This window comes from Halorubellus salinus (genome assembly GCF_020567525.1).
Classification (GTDB): Archaea; Halobacteriota; Halobacteria; order Halobacteriales; family Natrialbaceae; genus Halorubellus; species Halorubellus salinus.
Map to the genome: position 1 here is coordinate 396,941 of NZ_JAJCVI010000004.1, position 16,749 is coordinate 413,689.

Below are 16,749 nucleotides of genomic sequence, written 5' to 3' on the forward strand. Positions count from 1 at the left end.
AGTCCGTTGCCGCCGCGCCGACCCGTCGCCGTGCGCTGACCTCGTAGCCGTGCGCTGACCTCGTCGTCGCGCCGAGTTCGCCGTCGTCGTGCCGACCCGTCGCCGTGCGCTGACCTCGTCGTCGAACGTTGACCTCGTCGCAACGCCGAGTCCGCTGTCGTCGCGTCGAAACCGCTGTCGTCGCGCCGATTCCTCCTTGCGCTTCGCACCGTCAGCCCCGCAGTCGCCGTCCTCGTGCTTTCGCGCGAGCCGGTGCGCCGCCAGCGGAACCACGAACACGGTGGCAAAACTTTCGTCCCGACCACGTCGAGAACGCCCGCAAACACGCCGACGTCGCGGGTCTCGCAGCCAAATGATAGGCCTTTTAGGCGGGTGTTCCGACCATCTAGCCGAGTATGAGTCACGAGTACGAGAAGGTCGACGTGCCGTCGGACGGCGAGGCGATCGAAGTTGTCGACGAGGACGCTGACGAGCTGGACATCCCCGAGAACCCCATCATCCCCATCATTCACGGGGACGGCATCGGGAAGGACGTCGGACCGGCCGCGCAGAAGGTCCTGACCGCCGCCGCCGAGGCAACCGGACGCAACATCGAGTGGATGCGCGTCTACGCCGGCGAGTCCGCTCGCGAGAAGTACGACGAGAACCTCCCCGAGGACACCGTTCGCGCGATCGACGAGTTCCGCGTCGCGATCAAGGGGCCGCTCACGACACCCGTCGGCGCTGGCTTCCGGAGCCTGAACGTCGCCCTCCGACAGACGCTCGACTTCTACGCGAACGTCCGCCCGACGTACTACCTCGACGGCGTTCCGTCCCCGATGAAGAGCCCCGAGGAGATGAACATGGTGACGTTCCGCGAGAACACCGAGGACGTCTACGCCGGCATCGAGTGGGAGGCCGGCACCGACGAGGTCGAGCAGGTCCGCGACTTCGTCGAGGACGACATGGGCATGGACGGCATCATGCACGACGGCCCGATCGGTATCGGCATCAAGCCGATCACCGAGTTCGGCTCGAAGCGCCTCGTCCGCAAGGCCATCGATTACGCCCTCGAGCACGACCGCGACAAGGTCACGCTCGTCGGCAAGGGGAACATCATGAAGTTCACCGAAGGCCAGTTCACCGAGTGGGGCATGGAAGTGGCCGACGAAGAGTACCCGGACGACGAAGTGTTCGCCGCACCGGACTCGCTCTGGGAGACCGAGGACGAGATCGACATCCCCGAGGACGCCGTCATGGTGGAATCCCGGCTCGCGGACGCGATGCTCCAGTGGATGCAGCTCCGCACCGACGAGTTCGGTGTCCTCGCGATGCCGAACCTGAACGGCGACTACCTCAGCGACGCCGCGGGCGCCCAGATCGGCGGTCTCGGTATCGCACCGGGCGCGAACTTCGGTGACGCGCGCGTCCTCGCCGAGCCCGTCCACGGCAGCGCACCGAAGCGCGCCGGCAAGGACCAGGCGAACCCGAGCGCCCTCATCCTCTCCGGCGAACTCATGTTCGACTACATGGGCTGGAAGGACGCCGCCGACCTCGTCCGCGACGCCGTCGAGGAGACCATCTCCTCCGGCATCGTCACGTACGACTTCGCGCGCAACCTCGACGACGCCGAGAAGGTCTCCACGACCGAATACGCCGAGGAGGTCGTCGCAAATATCGAGAAGCTCTCGTAACGACGCGACCGCGGCCGCGGTTCTTCTCTCTCTTCGCCGCGCTCGATAGCCGACGGCTCGGTGGTTCGGTCGTCTCGGCACTGGGTCTCGCGATGCGTCGGCGGCTGTCGTTTCGAGTCGATGGCGCGTGGAGTCCGGTAGCGGTTTGGGCGCGCGGTCGTTCTGTGTGATTGATGGACGACGCGGCCGACGCTGGCGGGTTCGAGTGGCGCTGCGAGCACTGCGGGGAGCGGACGCCCAAGCACAATCCGCCGTGTTCGAACTGCGGGGGGATGTCCCTGGAGAAGGTGCCGTTGGACGGGGAGCGCGACGTGCGGGAGGCGGAGTCACTCCTGGGGACGTCGCGGCGCGCGCTCGTCGGGTACGGCGTGGCTGGCGCGGTCGCGCTGTTCGGTGGTGGGTACTTGGTGTGGGAGGAGTACACGCCGCCGGCGATACCGGACGCACCGGGGAGTGCGGAGCGCGCTGGCGGTCTCTCGCTGTCGGCGGTCGAGGACGCGATCCTGGATGGCGTGAACGCCGAGCGCGACGTCGACCTCGCGGCCGAGGGGCGGGTGGTCGACGCGGCGCGGTACGCGACCGCGTACACGGTCACGACGGGCGAGGACGGGAGTGCCCGCGAGCTGTTCGGGCGACTCCGGGACTTCCGACTCGGACAGTTCCAGTTCGTTCGACGGATTCTCACCGGCGCCGAGGACGAACGCGCGATCGAGGGGTTCGCGGACGCGGACGCCGTCGCGGACGCGTTCCTCCGGAACCTCCTCGGGGACGACGACGTGCGCGCGTTTCTGACTGCCGAACGCTTCGAGCACGGGAGCGCGGACGTCCACGTCTCGCCGAACGGCGACGTGTACGCGTCCGTCGTCGTCGCGAGCGGCGGCACGGGCGTGCTCTGAGCGCCGACGCCGCTCGGCGGTCCGGTGGCATGATGCGAGCGAAACCCCTTCGAGGGTTCCGTGCGTCGGTCCGCGCATGACTGACGTACGCGTGCAGGTTGCCGACGCGGAGGACGAGCGCGAGGACGCGTTCGCGGTGCGGCGCGTGGTGTTCGTGGACGAGCAGGACGTCGACGAGAGCCTGGAGTGGGACGACTGGGACGACGACCCGGCGACGACGCACGTCGTCGCGTACGACCGCGACCCGACGCGAGACGCCGCGCTCGCGGTCGCGGACGGCGTGCGGCCGGTGGGCGCGGCGCGGATCCGGCCGAAGGACCGCGAGGCGGCGGCCGTCGGGAAGGTCGAGCGCGTCGCCGTCCTCGAATCGTATCGTGGAACCGGCGTCGGGCGAGCGCTGATGGACGTGCTCGAGACCGAGGGCGGGGAGCGTGGGTTCGAGTCGTTCCTCCTGTACTCCCAGACGCAGGCGGCGGGGTTCTACGAGCGACTCGGGTACGAGCGCTTCGGCGACGAGTTCGACGAGGCCGGCATCCCGCACGTGAAGATGCGGAAGGACGCGACGAGCTGAGCGTTCGCGCTCGCGACGGAGGGAGGAGACTTACGCCGGTCGGGTGCGAAGCCGAGCGCGTGCCGTCTCGACGCGCCCTCCTCCAGGCCGTGGCGGCGAGCGCGCCAGCGCTCGCCCCGACCGGAGCCGATTCGACTCGAAGCGACGCCGTCGCGAGTCCGATGACCGTCGGTGTGGCCGTGCATCGCGTCCGGTCGATCCCCGACCGCACCTTCCGGCGCGTGGTGCGGGCGGTCGACCGGGGCGTCGAGCAGGTCGCGCGGAACGCAGACCGGGAACTCGACCGCGACGTCGAGTACGACGTCGTCGCGGGTGCGACCGCGCCCCGCGGAACCGTGGTGACGAACACGCGCGACGCGGTCTACAGGTCCACGGCGAACTGGCTCGACGCGACCGACCGCCGCGACCCCGACGCCCTCCACCTGATGCTCGTCGACGCACCCCTCCAGCAGTCCATCGGCTACGGCGGGAACCGCTCGCACGTCAAGTACGACGGGCCGGTGTCGTACGCGAACGTCGGCGCGACCGAACGGTGGGACGACGCGGCGGTCACGGACAACATGGCGGTCCACGAGGTGCTGCACGGGCTCGTGACGCCCTACGACGCTCGCCCCGTCATCGGTCGTGGCTGCGAGCACGACCTCGGCGCGGTCATCCCGGCGGGCGACGGCCGCGGCGCCATCGTGACGCCGCTGGCGACTGCGTACGCGGAGACGACCGTCGGTGGCGAAACCCAGTGGCCAGGGTCGGGCTGTCTCGGGCACTTCTCGCAGGACGTCGGCTACGACCCCGACTGGTGGGGGCACACGTACGCGCTGTCGCCGGCGACGCTCGCCGCGACCGCGCGCTACCTCGGCCGCATCTGACTCCCGTTCGCCGCCTCGAACGACACTAAGTAGCACGCGTACCTAGCGGGTGGTATGTCCCTCCCGCGCAGACGCGACGTGCTCGCGAGCGTCGGTGCGAGCGCGAGCGCGCTCGCCGGCTGTCTCGACCTCGGCCTCGGCGGTTCGACCGACGGCGACGCGGACGCGGTCGTCTCCCTCGACACCGTCGCCGACGGGTTCGCGGCGCCGGTCGCGGTCGCCTTCCGTCCCGGCGACGACCGCCCGTACGTCGTCGACCAGCCCGGGCGCGCGTACCGCGTCGACGACGACGGCCCCACCGAGGTCGTGGACCTCCGCGACCGCATGGTCTCGGTCGGGTCCGGCTACACCGAGCAGGGCTTCCTCGGGCTCGCGTTCCACCCCGACGGCGAGCGCGCGTACGTCCGGTACAGCGCCCCACGCCGGGGCGGGACGCCCGAGGACTTCTCGCACACGTTCGTCCTCGACGAGGTCCCCGTCACGGCCGAGGGCGCGCTCGCGGTCGACGACGAACGCACGCTCCTCGAGATACCTCAGCCCCAGGGGAACCACAACGCTGGCGACCTCGCGTTCGGCCCGGACGGCTACCTGTACGTCGCGGTCGGCGACGGCGGCGGGAGCGGCGACCGCGGTACCGGCCACGTCGACGACTGGTACGACGCGAACGCCGGCGGGAACGGCCAGGACGTCACCGAGAACCTCCTCGGGAGCATCCTCCGCATCGACCCGGACTCGCGGACCGACGGCAAACCGTACGGGATTCCCGAGGACAACCCGCTCGTCGACCGCGACGGCCTCGCCGAGCAGTACGCGTGGGGGCTCCGGAACCCGTGGCGACTGAGCTTCGACGGCGACCGACTCGTCGCCGCGGACGTCGGCCAGAGCCGCTGGGAGGAGGTGAACGTCATCCGGGCGGGCGCGAACTACGGCTGGAACGTCCGCGAAGGCCGGCACTGTTACGACGCCGACGACTGCCCGACGGAGACGCCCGACGGCGACCCGCTCGTCGACCCCGTCCTCGAGTACAGTCACGACGTCGGTATCGCCGTCGTCGGCGGCCACGTCTACCGCGGGAGCGACGTCCCCGCGCTCGACGGCAAGTACGTGTTCGCGGACTGGCGCCAGCGCCTCTTCCTCGCCGACCCCAGCGGCGACGAGTGGACGCGCGAGGACCTCGCGGTCGCCCCCGGCGGCGGCATCGAGCGGTTCGTGCTCGCGTTCGGCACCGACCACGACGGCGAACTCTACGTCGCCACCGACGGCAACAGCGGCCCCGGCGGCGAAAGCGGCCGCCTCTCGAAGTTCGAACCAGCCGACGGCGCCGACCGCTCGCCGACCGACACCACTGCCGCACTGACGAGTAGCGTCACGACCGCACTCACCGGCACCCCGCTCCCGCCGACGACCGACGACGGGAACGGCGACGACACCGGCGCCGGCCAGGAGAGCGACGCCACGCCCGGCTTCGGCGTCCTCGCCGGCCTCGCCGCGATCGCCGGCACCGCCGCTACCAGGATCAGGAATCGGTGAGAACGCCGTCGCGACCGACCGCGGGACGCCCGGTCAGTCGTCGTCCGTGAACGCACCCAGCGGCGACTCGTTCGCGCCGGCATCGTCGTCGTTCGCGAGCATCGCCGCCACCGCCGCCGGCATCCCGTCCGCATCGAACTCCGGGTCGAACAACTGCAGGGCGGTGTTGATCGTCGACCAGTCGTCCTCCGCCGCCGCGTCCCGCAGGCTCTTCGTCGGCGCGGACAGCAACTGGGAGACCAACGCGTCGGCCATCGACTCCACGACCGCCGCCTCCTCGTCGTCCAGGTCGAGCTTCGACAACGCCGTCTCGACCTCGCGAGCCTTCATGCGCTCGGCGGACTCGTACATCGCCGCGATGACCTCGTCCGCACGCTGGCGCTTGAACTGCTCCAGGAGGTTCGCGAGCTCCGCGTCCACGATACGTTCGACCGCTTCGGCGGCCTCCCGGCGGTTCTCGCGGGTCTCCTCGGTGACGTCCTCGAGCGCGTCCAGGTCGTACACCGTCACCGACTGGATGTCGCCCGCCGCCGGGTCGACGTCCCGGGGCTGCGCGAGGTCGACGACCGTCACGTCGCCCGCGTCGGCGAGCGCGCTCGCGCCCACGACGAGGTCGTCGCTCGACGTCGCCGACAGCACCACGTCCACGCGCGACAGGACCGTGTCGACCGCCGACAGCGGCACCGGCTCGGTCGGCACGTCCAGTTCGTCGACAACGTGCTCGGCGTTCGCGACCGTTCGGTTCGCGACGACGAGCCGGCCGACGCCCCGGTCGGCGAGTGCACGCGCCGCCAGCAACCCCATCTCGCCGGCGCCGACGACCAGCGCGGTCGCGCCCTCGAGTTCGCGTTCGGCGGCGACGCGCTCGGCCGCCGCCGACCCGAGCGAGACGACGCCCTCGTTCACGTCCGTCTCCGTCCGCGCCCGCTCCCCGACGTGCACCGCCTTCAGGACCGCGTCCTCCAGGACGTCGGCGACCGTTCCGACCTGCTGGGCGGTCTCCAGGGCGTCCCGGACCTGCCCGAGCACCTGGTCCTCGCCGAGCACGAGCGAATCCAGGCCCGACGCCACCCGCAGGAGGTGCTCGAGGCTCTCCTCGTGACCCATCTCGACGCGCGCCTCGTCGCTCGCGTCCGCGCCGTACTCGGCGAGTGCCGCGCGACCCGCTCCGGCGTCGCCCGTCACGACGTACGCCTCCGCGCGGTTGCACGTCTGGAGGACGAACGCCTCCTCGACGCCGTCGGTCGCCGCGAGCGTCCCGAGCACCGCAGCGGGCTCGCGCGTACTCGCCGCCGCGACGTCGTCGACGCTCCCCGTGCTGTGAGTGACGCGAACGCCCGTGATGACGCCTGTGTCCTTCATTATTTGAGGAGTTCGGGTGCGACGTCCGCGAGGACGTCGTCAATCAGTTGTCGTGGCTTGGCGTTACCGGTACGTAAAGTTGTCCAAACGTCCGGCGACCGCACGACGGCACGCACCACGTCCCGGCGTCGTTCCGGGTCGACGCCGCGACCCTGGAGGTCGTCGCGGAGCGCGCCCGTGAGTTCCGCCATCGCGCCCGCGCCCGCGATGTCGTCCTCTACCTGCTCGCGGAGGTACTTCGAGAGTGCGGGACTGGCGCCGCCGGTCGCGATGGAGACGACGACCGGGTCGTCACGGACCGTCGCGGGCACGACGACGCTCCCGGGGTCGCGCTCGCCGTGCGTGTCCGTTCGATTCACGAGCACGCCGCGCTCCCTGGCTTCGCTCTCGACGTGCGCGTTCACCGCCGCGTCGTCGGTCGCCGCCACCGCCAGCGCGGGGTCGACGCGCTCGAACCACGCCGGGACGTCGTCGGGCGCGACCTCGCTCCGGACGCGCTCGGCGCCACCGAAGTCCGCGTCCGCGAACCCCGGCGACACGACGACGACGTCGGCCTCCGTCGCGAACCGTCGGGCTTTCCGCGCCCCGACCGACCCACCGCCGACGACGAGCACGCGCTCCCCCGTGAAGTCGTGGTAGAGCGGTATCACGACGTCACCTCGAGCGAGCGCATCGACGTCACCTCGAGCGAGCGTATCGACGTCACCTCGAGCGAGCGCATCGACGTCACCTCGACGCGTCCGCGGACGCCTGTTCGTCCATCTCGGCTGTCTCCTCCTCGCTCGGCTCCGCGTCGTCGTCCGCTTCCACGTCGTCGCCCGCTTCTGTACTGGCGTCCGCGTCGCCGCCGGCGTCAGCGTCGGTGTTCGCGTCCGCGCGCTCGTCCAGTCGGATGCCGGTCTTCTTCAGGATGCGCGTCGAGAACAACGTGTCCCAGTCCTCGTCGCCGACGTCCCAGTACTCGCTCATGACGTCGCGGACCTGCTCGACGCGCTCGGCGCTCTCTTCCTCGCTGCGGCCGTGCGTCATCGCGAAGAAGTTGTACGGCCACACCCCATCGTGGCGCGGTCGCTCGTAGCAGTGCGTGACGAAGTCGAGGCTCGCGACCGCGGGCCCGACCTCGCTCACGAGGTCGTCCGGGACGTTCCACACCGTCATCCCGTTCTCCGTGTACCCGAGCGCGTAGTGGTTCGGGACCACGCCGACGCGCCGGATCTTCCCCTCGACCTCGAACCGCCGGAGCGTCTCCAGGACCCACTGGACGTCCACGCCCAGCGCGTCCGCGACGTCCCGGTACGGCGTCGACGTCACCGGCAGTCCACCCTGCACCTCGAGCACGAGGTCGCGCTCGGCGGGCGTCAGCGTCGACCGCCCCGAGGGGTCCGGGCTCGGCCCCAGGCTCGACAGGTCGACGTCGCCCTCGGGAACGGGGCCGTCGACGAGGAACTTCGCCTCCACGCGGAACTCCGTCAGCTTCGGGAGGTTGTACGTCTCCTGTCCGGTCTCCGCCTCGATCTCCGCCAGAACCTCCTCGACGCGGTCGGCGTCCGCGACGCTCACGACGAACCACACGTTCAGGTGCGGATGCTCGCGCTCGTAGTTGTGCGCGACCTCCAGATGTCCGTTCACCGCCTCCACGACCTCGTCGAACCGCTCCTCGGGCGCGTGCATCGCGACGAGCGTCGCCGCCCCACCGATCTCCTGGGCGTTCACGAGCGGCCCGAACCGCGACAGCACGCCCTCGTCGTCGAGCGTCCGAACGCGCTCCAGTAACCCGTCACCGTCGATGTCGATGGCGCGCTCGCGCAGCGCCGCCGCTGCCGACTCGAACGGCCGCTCCACGACGGGGAACCCGCCCTGGAACGCGTTCACGACCGCTCGGTCCACGTCGTCCAGCTCGTAATCGACGTCTCCCCGTCCCATTTGCTAGGCGGTCAGGTCCGCGAGCGTATAAGGAACGCGGGTCTTCCGAGTCCGTGAAAACCGGCGTCGCGGACCCGGACTCGCCGCGCTCGGCGCTGGTGCGGTACTCTCAATCGCGGCGGACGCGACGCTCACCGTCGCGCGCTGACCTCGAAGAAGCAACCGCGACGGCCCGTTACTCGTCGCCGCGGACGCCCGTGACGTCGAACCCGAGGTCCTCGATGCCGGCGACGATGGCGTCGTGGTCGGCCTCGGCGAGATAGTACATCACGATGTCGAAGCTCCCCTGGCGGAGGAGCTGCTGGCACTCCCACACGAACTCCTCGTCGTCGATGGTGAGGCCCTGGTGCTGGTTCGAGGAGAAGTTCGGGTCGTCGTTCCCGCTCTCGACGTAGACGTCGTTCGGGTCGTGGCCACTGTGTTCGGCGATGACGTCCGCGGCGTCGAGCGTCGCCTGCATCATCTGGACGTCCGCCTGCCCGTCGTACTCGGTGTGGACGACGACGCCGTTCAGGTCGACGTCGCCCGGTTCCAGGAGCGCCTTCGTCCGCCGGTAGAGGTCGTCGTCGAGCGTCTCACTCATACAACCGCACTTCTCGACCGTCGAGTAAACGTGTCACGATTCCACGCCGCCGCGACGACCGGACGGCACCGTCGCTATCGACCGTGAGGACCGGGACGCCCGGCGAGCGCGAGGCGCTCGGGGCGTCGAAAATATTCGCAGTCCGCTTCGCGAGAGGAGACGAGATCACCGCCGCCGCCCGGAACCGCTACCGCAACTGGTGGTGAACCGACTTAGAGGCGCTCGAGGTTCTCGGCGCGCGGGCCCTTGTCGGCCTGCACGATGTCGAACTCGACCTCCTGCCCCTCTTCGAGGTCCGGACCGCCGATGTCCTCCATGTGGAAGAACACGTCCTCGTCGGATTCGTCAGTATCGATGAAACCGTAGCCACCAGTGTCGTTGAAGAAGTCAACCTCGCCTTTCGCCATTGCAGTCGAACCGAGCACGGCCTCGCATATAAATTTGTCCGATGGCGCGCGAGAGACCGGTTCGTCCGGGAGCTGCCCGCAGCGGTGCGTTCGGGCCGCGTGAACGCGGCCCGGTGGCGGCGCGGTATCGGGCTCGGGCGGCCAGGTGCGCTCGCGAGACGGTGGCAGGGACCGGTGTCGTCGTCTGCAAGCAGAAGACACATATCCGCGGTCGAATAGGATGCTAGCAGATGCGAGCGTGGCTTCGCGAACGCGTCCGGGCGGGGTACGAGCACCTGCTCCGCCGGGAGATCTCGGGGTCGCCGACGCACGTCGCCGTCATCCAGGACGGGAACCGTCGGTACGCCCGACAACGCGGCGGTGACGCCCCGGACGGGCACCGGGCGGGCGCGCAGACGACCGAGGACGTCCTGTCGTGGTGTCAGGACCTCGGCGTCGAGGAACTGACGCTGTACGCGTTCTCGACGGAGAACTTCGACCGGCCCGACGAGGAACTCGAACCGCTGTTCGACCTGCTCGCGGAGAAGCTCCGGGAGTTCGCGGACGCGGAGAGCGTGCACGACAACGAGGTGTGCGTGCGCGTCATCGGCGACCACGCGATGCTCCCCGAGCGCGTGCGGTCGGCGGCGCGGTACGCCGAGGAGCGCACGCGCGAGTACGACGAGTTCGTGCTGAACGTCGCGCTCGCGTACGGCGGCCGGAACGAGCTCCTGCACGCCGCCCGCGGCGTGGTCGACGACGTCGCCGCGGGCGAGCTCGATGCGAGCGACGTGGACGTCGCGACCGTCGAGGACCGCCTGTACGACTGTCCGGTGCGCGACGTCGACCTCATCATCCGCACGGGCGGCGACGAGCGGACGTCGAACTTCCTGCCGTGGCACGCGAACGGGAACGAGGCGGCGGTGTTCTTCTGTGCGCCGTACTGGCCGGAGTTCTCGAAGGTGGACTTCCTGCGCGCCATCCGCACGTACGAGAACCGCGAGCAGTCCTGGCGACGGACGCGCGCTCGCCGCGCGCTGGCGCTCGTTCGCGCGTTCGGGAACGCGGAACTGGAGGAGGCCCGGCAGGTCGCCGACCGGTTCCGGGACGCGCTCCCGCGACGCGAGCGCGCGGACGCCGAGGACGTCACGACGACCGAGCCCGCAGACTGAGCCTCTCGGCGACCGATTCTCTCGGCGACCGATTCAGCGGACTGATCCGCTCAGTCGCGGAGTGAGAGGGCGACGAGGACCCCACCGGCGAGCGCGAGCGCCGCGCCACCCGGTGCGGGCGTCGTGGGGGCTCGCGCGAGCAGCGTCGCGGCGACGGCGGCGAGGGTGCAGACGGCGAGCGTCCACGCCGTCCGGCGGGCTTCGAGCGGCCACGTCCCCGCTGCCGGGGCGTGCGAGTGGAGGGAAGCGCTCCGTTCGCCGGCGTCGTACGCCCCGACGACGAGAGCGGTGCCGGCGAGGACCGCGACGTCACCGAGGCCGGTGAGGACGCCCGCGAGCGTCGCGGCCAGCAGCGCGAGCGAGCCGATGCGACGCGCTCGCGGTCGGTCCTGGAGGACGCCGGCGGCGTGTGCGACGGCGCCACCGGCAGCGACGGTCGTCGTCCACGCGGCGGTCGCGGCGACCGCGACCGCGAGCAGGTTCGCGCCCACCGCGAGCGCGACGCCCGGGCGCGTCGCGCGCCACTGCGCCGGGGGGTCGTCGTCGCGGGTCACGGCCGCCACCCCGCGCGGTCGAGGGCGGTGGCGAGCGGTTCGTCGCCCCAGTCGACGACGGCGAGGCCGCGCCGCCGAAGGTCGCGGAGGCGCGCGCGGCGTTCGAGTGCGGCGAGCCGACCGCCGGCGTCCGTGCGGGCGGTCGGGTCGGGGCTGCAGACGCCGACGTCGTGTCCGGCGGCCGCCATGCGCGTCGCCGCGTCCGTTATCGCGTCGTCGCACGCGGGCGTGCACAGGCAGACCTGTGCGCCCCGTGGAAGGCGTGCGCGGAGGGCTTCCGCGAGTTCGCGGCCGTCCGCGTCGAGCGGTTCGGGGGCGGTCGCGACCCCGGGGACGCCGTCGAGGAACGCGCGGACGCGGTGGGCGTGCTCGCGGCCGACGCCCGGGTCGAGCGTCGGGTAGCCAGGTGCGAGTGCGACGACGCCGACGTGCGCGAGGTCGAAGCCGCCGGCGACGAGGCGTGCCGCGTCGACACCGCGACGGATGGCGCTCTCGCCGACGCCGGCGGCCTCGTGGGCGCCGCCGGGAGCGAGGTGCGCTCGCTGGCGGGCGTCGACGACGAGGACGACCGTCGGTGCGCGGCGTTCGCGGTACCTGACGGTCGCGAGGTCGCCGGTGCGCGCGTACCGCCGCCAGTCGACGCGCGCCGCCGGGTCGCCGCGGCGGTACTCGCGGAGCGAGTCGAACGCGATCCCGTCGCCCGCGTCGTCGCTCGGTCGACGACCGGGGCGACCGCTCGCGGGCGGGGCGACCGAGACCGCGTCCGCGTCGGGGAGCGGTGCGGTCGGCGCGACGGTCGTCTCGTCGACCGCGGCCCTGCCCGCGGTCGCGACGCTCCCTGTGGCGTCGTGGACCGCGAGGAGCGGGTCGTCGAACGCGTGCTCGCCCGCCGGGACCGCGACGTCGTACCGCATCGTCGCCGTCTCCCCGGGCGCGAGTGCGGCGGCGAGCGCGCGACTGCCGTCGACGACGTCGACGCCGTCCGGCGGTGCGTCCACGACGCGGACGTCCGGGAGGCGCGCGTCGCCCGCGTTCCGCGCCGCGAGCTCGACCGTCACCGTCTCGCCGGGCGCGGGGTCCGGCGGGTGGACGACGCGGTCGACGTCCACCTCGGGCGTCGGCGCCGTCGTTGCGCGCCCGAATGCGGGCACGACCGCGACGACGACCGCCGCGAGCAGGAGGACGGGGGTGTTCGCGAGCGCGCCGACCGCGGCGACGAGCGCGGCCACCGCGAGCGCACCCCGGTACCGTCCGGTCCGCGTCGCCTCGAGTCCGGCGCCGAGGCGGGTGCCGTCGGTCATGCGTCGTCCTCCACGCGGTCGAGTTCGGCGAGTGCCCGCCGGACGCGTCGCGCGTACGGCGGGGCGCCCGAGCGCAACGCCGCGACCTGGTCGCGGGCGGACAGCGGCGGTACCGGCCCGTCGACGAAGCACGCCGCCGCGACCGGGTCGTCCGTCCACGCGCCCGACGCCAGCAGCTCGCGGGCGGTCGCCGCGTCGACGTCTCGCTTGGCGACGAGGACGTCCACCGCGAGCGCCTCCAGGCGGTCGTGGAGCGCGCACCGGCCGTCGGCTGCGTCCGCGCGCCGCCCGACGACGCGCAGGTCCGCTATCGCCCGGGACGCCGCCGCCCCTGGACGCCGCGGCCGCGCCTGCTCCGGCGGCGCGGCGACCGTCGGCGCGTCCTCGTCGCCCGCGTCCCGGTAGAGCGCCACGCCGGCGACGCCCATCGCGAGGACCGCGACCGCGACGAACCCGTACGCGCCACCGGGGAGGACGGGACCGACGACGCCCGCGAGCCGCCCGATGCCGAGCGCGACGCAGACCGTCCCCGCCGCGAACAGCGCCCGGTTCACGCGTCACCACCGCCGCGTTCGCGGCCGTTCCGCTCCATCTCGTCGCCGTCCGCCTCCACGTCGACTGGCGTCTGTGCGTCCCCGGGCGCCGCCGCGTCGTCGACCGCTCGGGCGGCGAGCGAGCGCGCGCGCTCGGCCTCGCGGGCCGGGTCGGCGTCGCCGTAGCGGACGCGCTCGAACACCGCTGTCAGGCGCTCGAACGCGCTCGCGTCCACGCCCTCGGCGTCGGCCGCCCGGACGAACTCGCGGGGCGTTCGCGCTGCCGGGGCGGGGAGCGACACCGATGCGACGACGCGCTGCCAGGCCCGACCGACCTCGTCCGACGCCTGCCGCGCGGCCGGATGCACCGCCACCGACCGCGCCCCCTCGTCGCCCTCGCCGTCGTCGTCCGTGCCGCGGTCGGTCGCGTCCGCTGCCCGCGACGCACCGTCGTCGCCCCTGCGGCCGAACGCCCGCCAGACGCCCATCGCGGCGGCCAGCGCGAGCACGCCCGCGAGCACCACGCCGAGCGCCCCACCGGTCGCGGTCGACGCCACGTCCCCGACCGCCGATAGCGCCCCGGTCGTCGCCGGCCCGAGCCACGCGTAACTCCCCGCCGCGACCACCACGACGCCCGCCGCGACGGCGACGGTGCGGCGCTGGCGCGGCACGAACGCGTACCCGGCCGCCAGCGCCAGGCCGACCACCGCCACGAGCAAGCGGTCGCGCGTCGCGCTCGACACCGGGTTCTCGACCGCTCGCTCCACGCCACCGTCACTGCTAGCGCCGCTCGATGGCGGCCCGTCCGCGCGCTCGTCGGGAGCGCCCACAGCGGGTGCATCACCCGGTGCGGGCAGCGACCCCGCCGCGAGCCCGAACGCTACCACGAGCACGACCGCAGCCAGCATCGTCCGCGTCCGACGCATACCGCCACGTTCGTCCACCAGCCCCCTAAACTACACCCGGCGTTTTCGCGGCGAGCAAACGCCACCCGGGTCCGACGCCCCAATGATTATGCCGCCCGCACTCGATTGTTGGCGCATGGCAGACGTCCTGGCAGACGACGAGGTCGAGGAGCGACTCCCGGAGGGCTGGTCGATAGACGGGGACGAGATTGTTCGCACGTTCGAGTTCGACGACTACATGAAGGGCGTGAACTTCGCGCAGCTGACCGGTGAGATCGCCGAAGCGCAGTACCACCACCCCGAGATCCGCATCCGCTACAAGGAGGTGGAGGTGCGCGTCACCAGCCACGAGGCGGGCGGCATCACCGAGAAGGACCTCGAGATGGCGGAGATCCTGAACACCGAGACCGCCTGAGGGACGGTCTCGGGGAGTCGAGCGATGGATGGGGCGTACGTGTTCCGGGTGCGGTTCCGCGTCGACGCGAGCGACGCGGTGACCGTCGCGCCCGACGCGTTCGAGACGACGCTCCGGTATCGGGCGCCCGAACCCGGCACCGACGGGTGGCTGTTCTTCCGCGACAACCTCTGGCGTGGCGAGGTGAACGACCGCGAGCACGCGCGCCGGTTCGTCGAGGACGAACTCGGCGTCACGGTCGAGACCGTCGACTTCCGGAGCCTGCGCGCCGACCGGGCGTACGTCGACGCGCTCCGCGACGCCATCGCCGACGACCTCGGGGCGTTCAACGCCGACGGCGTCGACGAGGTCGTCTCGAAGTACCTCGGGAGCAGCATCGACGTGGTCGACGACCCCTGGCGGTAGCGTGTCGCGGCGTCGACGACCCCTGGGCGTAACCTGTGGCCGTATCGCACGCTCCCCGAAGACACTTAGCGGACCGAACGCCTAGTACTGGTTCCCGATGGTCGCCGACTCGTACGACTTCTGGCTGTTCGACCTCGACGGCACGCTCGTCGACGCGGAGTGGGCGTACACGCGCGACGTCTTCGACCGCGTCGGCGACCGCCTCGGTCGCGCGTTCAGCGACCGCGAGGCGTACGTCCTCTGGCACGGACTCACCGGCGCGCGGAACCGACAGTTGCAGGCGTGGGGCGTCGACCCGGAGGCGTTCTGGCCGGCGTTCCACGCCGAGGAGGACCCACGGCTCCGCGCGGAGCACACGTTCCTCCACGACGACGCGCGGTTCGTCGGCGATCTCGACCGACCGGTCGGCCTCGTCACGCACTGTCAGCGGTTCCTCGCCGAACCCGTCCTCGACCACCTCGACGTCGCGGACTGGTTCGACGTCGTCGTCTGCTGCGACGACGACACCGGGTGGAAGCCCGACCCCGCGCCCGTCGACCTCGCCAGAGCGGGCCTCGGCGTCGACGCCGACGAGGTCGGCGTGCTCGCTGGCGACGGCAGCAACGACGTCGGCGCGGCGTGGAACGCGGGCCTCGACGCCATCCACGTGGAACGTCACGGGGCCGACCGCCGCGGGCACTGCGTGCGCGGCGACCATCGCGTCCCGCACTTCGGCGCGCTCGACGGTATCGACGCTGCAGCGGCTCGCGACGCGACCAGTCACCTGCCCGCGTTCGACGACCGACCGTGAGCGCGCTGGTCGACGCCCCGTCGGCCGCACTCGGCGTCGACGTCGTCGACGTCGGCGCCCCTCAGGCCACCGGGTCGGCCATCGCGGACGCTCGCACTCGCGTCTCCCCGCATTCCGGGCAGTGCACGCTCGACATGTCCGCCTTCGGCGACTCGAACGTCGCCTCGCAGTTCGGACACCAGTACTCGTACGTTCGCTCCTCGCGCCCGAACAGTCCCTTGAGCCTGTCGACGAGTGACATGTGTATCGTTCGCACCTACCACGAGATGCGACTTAAGCCCCGTCGACCGGTCACGCCAGTTCACGGACGGTACGACCCGGTTACACGCACGAAACCGGAGCTTACGTCGCCGGAGTACGAACCCAGCGATCACGTCGCCGGAAGGCGGTGTCGGCGAGCGTTCGACCGGCGAGGCGCGAACGAACGCCGCCGCGACCGAACCACGGTCGTGCGAGTCGTTGTCGAACCGCTACCCGTGGGTTTTTCGACCCAGGGCTCCTACGGCCGTTCATGTCCGCGCTCCGAGAGGCGTTCGCAGACCTACCCGACGCCGTGTTCGCTGACCTCCTCGAGAGCGACGACGGCTACCTGCTCGTCGTCGACCTTCCCGGCGTCACCGCCGACACGCTCGACGTCGTCGCACGCGACGGCCGCGTCTCCATCGAAGCGCGACGCGAGAAGGACGTCCCCGCCGAGTTCCGGTACGAGCGCGAGGACCGGTCGCTGTTCCTCGACGTCGACCTCCCGCTCCCACCGGACGCCAACCCGGACGCAGCCGATGCCAAGCTATCGCGGGGCGTCCTCGAACTCTCGATCCCGAAGCGCACGTCGACCGACGAGACCCGTATCGAGATCCGGGACGCCTGACTCGAGGTGAGAAAGG

The 16,749-nt window shown here is 71.7% G+C and carries 18 protein-coding genes and 2 pseudogenes; 10 read left to right on the top strand and 10 right to left on the bottom strand.

Features of this window, described 5'->3' with window-relative positions; all coding sequences use genetic code 11:
- Positions 1-395: 395 nt before the first annotated feature.
- From icd to LI336_RS13220, 5 genes and pseudogenes are all read left to right on the top strand, one after another.
- A complete protein-coding gene (icd, locus tag LI336_RS13200) occupies positions 396-1,673 on the top strand; it encodes an NADP-dependent isocitrate dehydrogenase (RefSeq protein ID WP_227133601.1) in 1,278 nt (425 codons plus the stop codon).
- Positions 1,674-1,846: 173 nt separating this feature from the next.
- A complete protein-coding gene (locus tag LI336_RS13205; RefSeq protein ID WP_227133602.1) occupies positions 1,847-2,569 on the top strand; it encodes a hypothetical protein in 723 nt (240 codons plus the stop codon).
- Positions 2,570-2,645: 76 nt separating this feature from the next.
- Positions 2,646-3,140, top strand: a complete 495-nt coding sequence (locus LI336_RS13210) for a GNAT family N-acetyltransferase (RefSeq protein ID WP_227133603.1) — start codon at positions 2,646-2,648, stop codon at positions 3,138-3,140.
- A gap of 59 nt (positions 3,141-3,199) precedes the next feature.
- Positions 3,200-4,006 carry a hypothetical protein gene (locus LI336_RS13215; RefSeq protein WP_227133604.1) on the top strand — a complete coding sequence of 269 codons (807 nt, stop codon included), beginning with the start codon at positions 3,200-3,202 and terminating at the stop codon, positions 4,004-4,006.
- A gap of 54 nt (positions 4,007-4,060) precedes the next feature.
- Positions 4,061-5,308, top strand: a pseudogene (locus LI336_RS13220) (PQQ-dependent sugar dehydrogenase); the annotation flags it as partial.
- 261 nt (positions 5,309-5,569) lie between these two features.
- Here the strand turns inward: LI336_RS13220 and hemA are convergent.
- From hemA to LI336_RS13245, 5 genes and pseudogenes are all read right to left on the bottom strand, one after another.
- Positions 5,570-6,898, bottom strand: coding sequence for a glutamyl-tRNA reductase (gene hemA, locus LI336_RS13225; protein WP_264475423.1), 1,329 nt, complete (start codon positions 6,896-6,898; stop codon positions 5,570-5,572).
- On the bottom strand, positions 6,898-7,548 hold the full coding sequence (locus LI336_RS13230; protein ID WP_227133606.1) for a precorrin-2 dehydrogenase/sirohydrochlorin ferrochelatase family protein: 651 nt from the start codon (positions 7,546-7,548) through the stop codon (positions 6,898-6,900). Before LI336_RS13230 ends, hemA begins: the two co-directional genes overlap by 1 nt.
- Positions 7,549-7,756: 208 nt before the next feature.
- Positions 7,757-8,821: pseudogene (ahbB, locus tag LI336_RS13235) on the bottom strand (siroheme decarboxylase subunit beta); the annotation flags it as partial.
- Positions 8,822-8,996: 175 nt separating this feature from the next.
- On the bottom strand, positions 8,997-9,404 hold the full coding sequence (locus LI336_RS13240; RefSeq protein ID WP_227133608.1) for a DUF5778 family protein: 408 nt from the start codon (positions 9,402-9,404) through the stop codon (positions 8,997-8,999).
- A gap of 212 nt (positions 9,405-9,616) precedes the next feature.
- Positions 9,617-9,811 (bottom strand): cold-shock protein, encoded by a 195-nt coding sequence (locus LI336_RS13245; protein WP_227133609.1) that lies wholly within the window; start codon positions 9,809-9,811, stop codon positions 9,617-9,619.
- A 230-nt stretch (positions 9,812-10,041) separates the two neighbouring features.
- Between LI336_RS13245 and uppS the strand changes: the two genes are divergently transcribed.
- Positions 10,042-10,962: a polyprenyl diphosphate synthase gene (gene uppS / locus LI336_RS13250; protein WP_227133610.1), complete on the top strand. Its 921-nt coding sequence runs from the start codon at positions 10,042-10,044 to the stop codon at positions 10,960-10,962.
- Between the two features lie 50 nt (positions 10,963-11,012).
- Here the strand turns inward: uppS and LI336_RS13255 are convergent, their stop codons facing one another.
- Genes LI336_RS13255 through LI336_RS13270 form a run of 4 tightly spaced genes read right to left on the bottom strand, consistent with a single transcriptional unit; the run spans position 11,013 to position 14,276 of the window.
- Complete coding sequence (locus LI336_RS13255; RefSeq protein WP_227133611.1) at positions 11,013-11,516, bottom strand: DUF7519 family protein; 504 nt, start codon at positions 11,514-11,516, stop codon at positions 11,013-11,015.
- Positions 11,513-12,817: a DUF58 domain-containing protein gene (locus tag LI336_RS13260; RefSeq protein WP_227133612.1), complete on the bottom strand. Its 1,305-nt coding sequence runs from the start codon at positions 12,815-12,817 to the stop codon at positions 11,513-11,515. Before LI336_RS13260 ends, LI336_RS13255 begins: the two co-directional genes overlap by 4 nt.
- Positions 12,814-13,371 (bottom strand): DUF7269 family protein, encoded by a 558-nt coding sequence (locus tag LI336_RS13265; RefSeq protein WP_227133613.1) that lies wholly within the window; start codon positions 13,369-13,371, stop codon positions 12,814-12,816. The genes LI336_RS13260 and LI336_RS13265 overlap by 4 nt, the downstream gene beginning before the upstream one ends.
- Positions 13,368-14,276, bottom strand: a complete 909-nt coding sequence (locus LI336_RS13270) for a DUF4129 domain-containing protein (RefSeq protein WP_227133614.1) — start codon at positions 14,274-14,276, stop codon at positions 13,368-13,370. Before LI336_RS13270 ends, LI336_RS13265 begins: the two co-directional genes overlap by 4 nt.
- Before the next feature lie 115 nt (positions 14,277-14,391).
- On the opposite strand from LI336_RS13270, the gene LI336_RS13275 reads away from it, so the two are divergent.
- The 3 genes from LI336_RS13275 (at position 14,392) to LI336_RS13285 (ending at position 15,865) form a co-directional block, all read left to right on the top strand.
- Positions 14,392-14,670, top strand: coding sequence for a 4a-hydroxytetrahydrobiopterin dehydratase (locus LI336_RS13275; RefSeq protein ID WP_227133615.1), 279 nt, complete (start codon positions 14,392-14,394; stop codon positions 14,668-14,670).
- Between the two features lie 24 nt (positions 14,671-14,694).
- Entirely contained in the window at positions 14,695-15,075 is a 381-nt protein-coding gene (gene lwrS / locus LI336_RS13280; RefSeq protein ID WP_227133616.1) for an LWR-salt protein, read from the top strand.
- A 97-nt stretch (positions 15,076-15,172) separates the two neighbouring features.
- Positions 15,173-15,865, top strand: coding sequence for an HAD family hydrolase (locus LI336_RS13285; RefSeq protein ID WP_227133617.1), 693 nt, complete (start codon positions 15,173-15,175; stop codon positions 15,863-15,865).
- A 61-nt stretch (positions 15,866-15,926) separates the two neighbouring features.
- On the opposite strand, the gene LI336_RS13290 is transcribed toward LI336_RS13285, so the two are convergent.
- Complete coding sequence (locus LI336_RS13290) at positions 15,927-16,106, bottom strand: FmdB family zinc ribbon protein (RefSeq protein WP_227133618.1); 180 nt, start codon at positions 16,104-16,106, stop codon at positions 15,927-15,929.
- 270 nt (positions 16,107-16,376) lie between these two features.
- On the opposite strand from LI336_RS13290, the gene LI336_RS13295 reads away from it, so the two are divergent.
- Positions 16,377-16,733, top strand: coding sequence for an Hsp20/alpha crystallin family protein (locus tag LI336_RS13295; protein WP_227133619.1), 357 nt, complete (start codon positions 16,377-16,379; stop codon positions 16,731-16,733).
- Positions 16,734-16,749 lie beyond the last annotated feature (16 nt).

Bases quoted from the DNA above. Each gene is read 5' to 3' on its own strand.
- LI336_RS13275 (WP_227133615.1), top strand. From the start codon at position 14,392: ATGGCAGACGTCCTGGCAGACGACGAGGTCGAGGAGCGACTCCCGGAG.
- LI336_RS13295 (WP_227133619.1), top strand. From the start codon at position 16,377: ATGTCCGCGCTCCGAGAGGCGTTCGCAGACCTACCCGACGCCGTGTTC.
- LI336_RS13210 (WP_227133603.1), top strand. From the start codon at position 2,646: ATGACTGACGTACGCGTGCAGGTTGCCGACGCGGAGGACGAGCGCGAG.
- uppS (WP_227133610.1), top strand. From the start codon at position 10,042: ATGCGAGCGTGGCTTCGCGAACGCGTCCGGGCGGGGTACGAGCACCTG.
- LI336_RS13270 (WP_227133614.1), bottom strand. From the start codon at position 14,276: ATGCGTCGGACGCGGACGATGCTGGCTGCGGTCGTGCTCGTGGTAGCG.
- LI336_RS13205 (WP_227133602.1), top strand. From the start codon at position 1,847: ATGGACGACGCGGCCGACGCTGGCGGGTTCGAGTGGCGCTGCGAGCAC.
- hemA (WP_264475423.1), bottom strand. From the start codon at position 6,898: ATGAAGGACACAGGCGTCATCACGGGCGTTCGCGTCACTCACAGCACG.
- LI336_RS13260 (WP_227133612.1), bottom strand. From the start codon at position 12,817: ATGACCGACGGCACCCGCCTCGGCGCCGGACTCGAGGCGACGCGGACC.
- LI336_RS13290 (WP_227133618.1), bottom strand. From the start codon at position 16,106: ATGTCACTCGTCGACAGGCTCAAGGGACTGTTCGGGCGCGAGGAGCGA.
- LI336_RS13285 (WP_227133617.1), top strand. From the start codon at position 15,173: ATGGTCGCCGACTCGTACGACTTCTGGCTGTTCGACCTCGACGGCACG.
- lwrS (WP_227133616.1), top strand. From the start codon at position 14,695: ATGGATGGGGCGTACGTGTTCCGGGTGCGGTTCCGCGTCGACGCGAGC.
- LI336_RS13240 (WP_227133608.1), bottom strand. From the start codon at position 9,404: ATGAGTGAGACGCTCGACGACGACCTCTACCGGCGGACGAAGGCGCTC.
- icd (WP_227133601.1), top strand. From the start codon at position 396: ATGAGTCACGAGTACGAGAAGGTCGACGTGCCGTCGGACGGCGAGGCG.
- LI336_RS13245 (WP_227133609.1), bottom strand. From the start codon at position 9,811: ATGGCGAAAGGCGAGGTTGACTTCTTCAACGACACTGGTGGCTACGGT.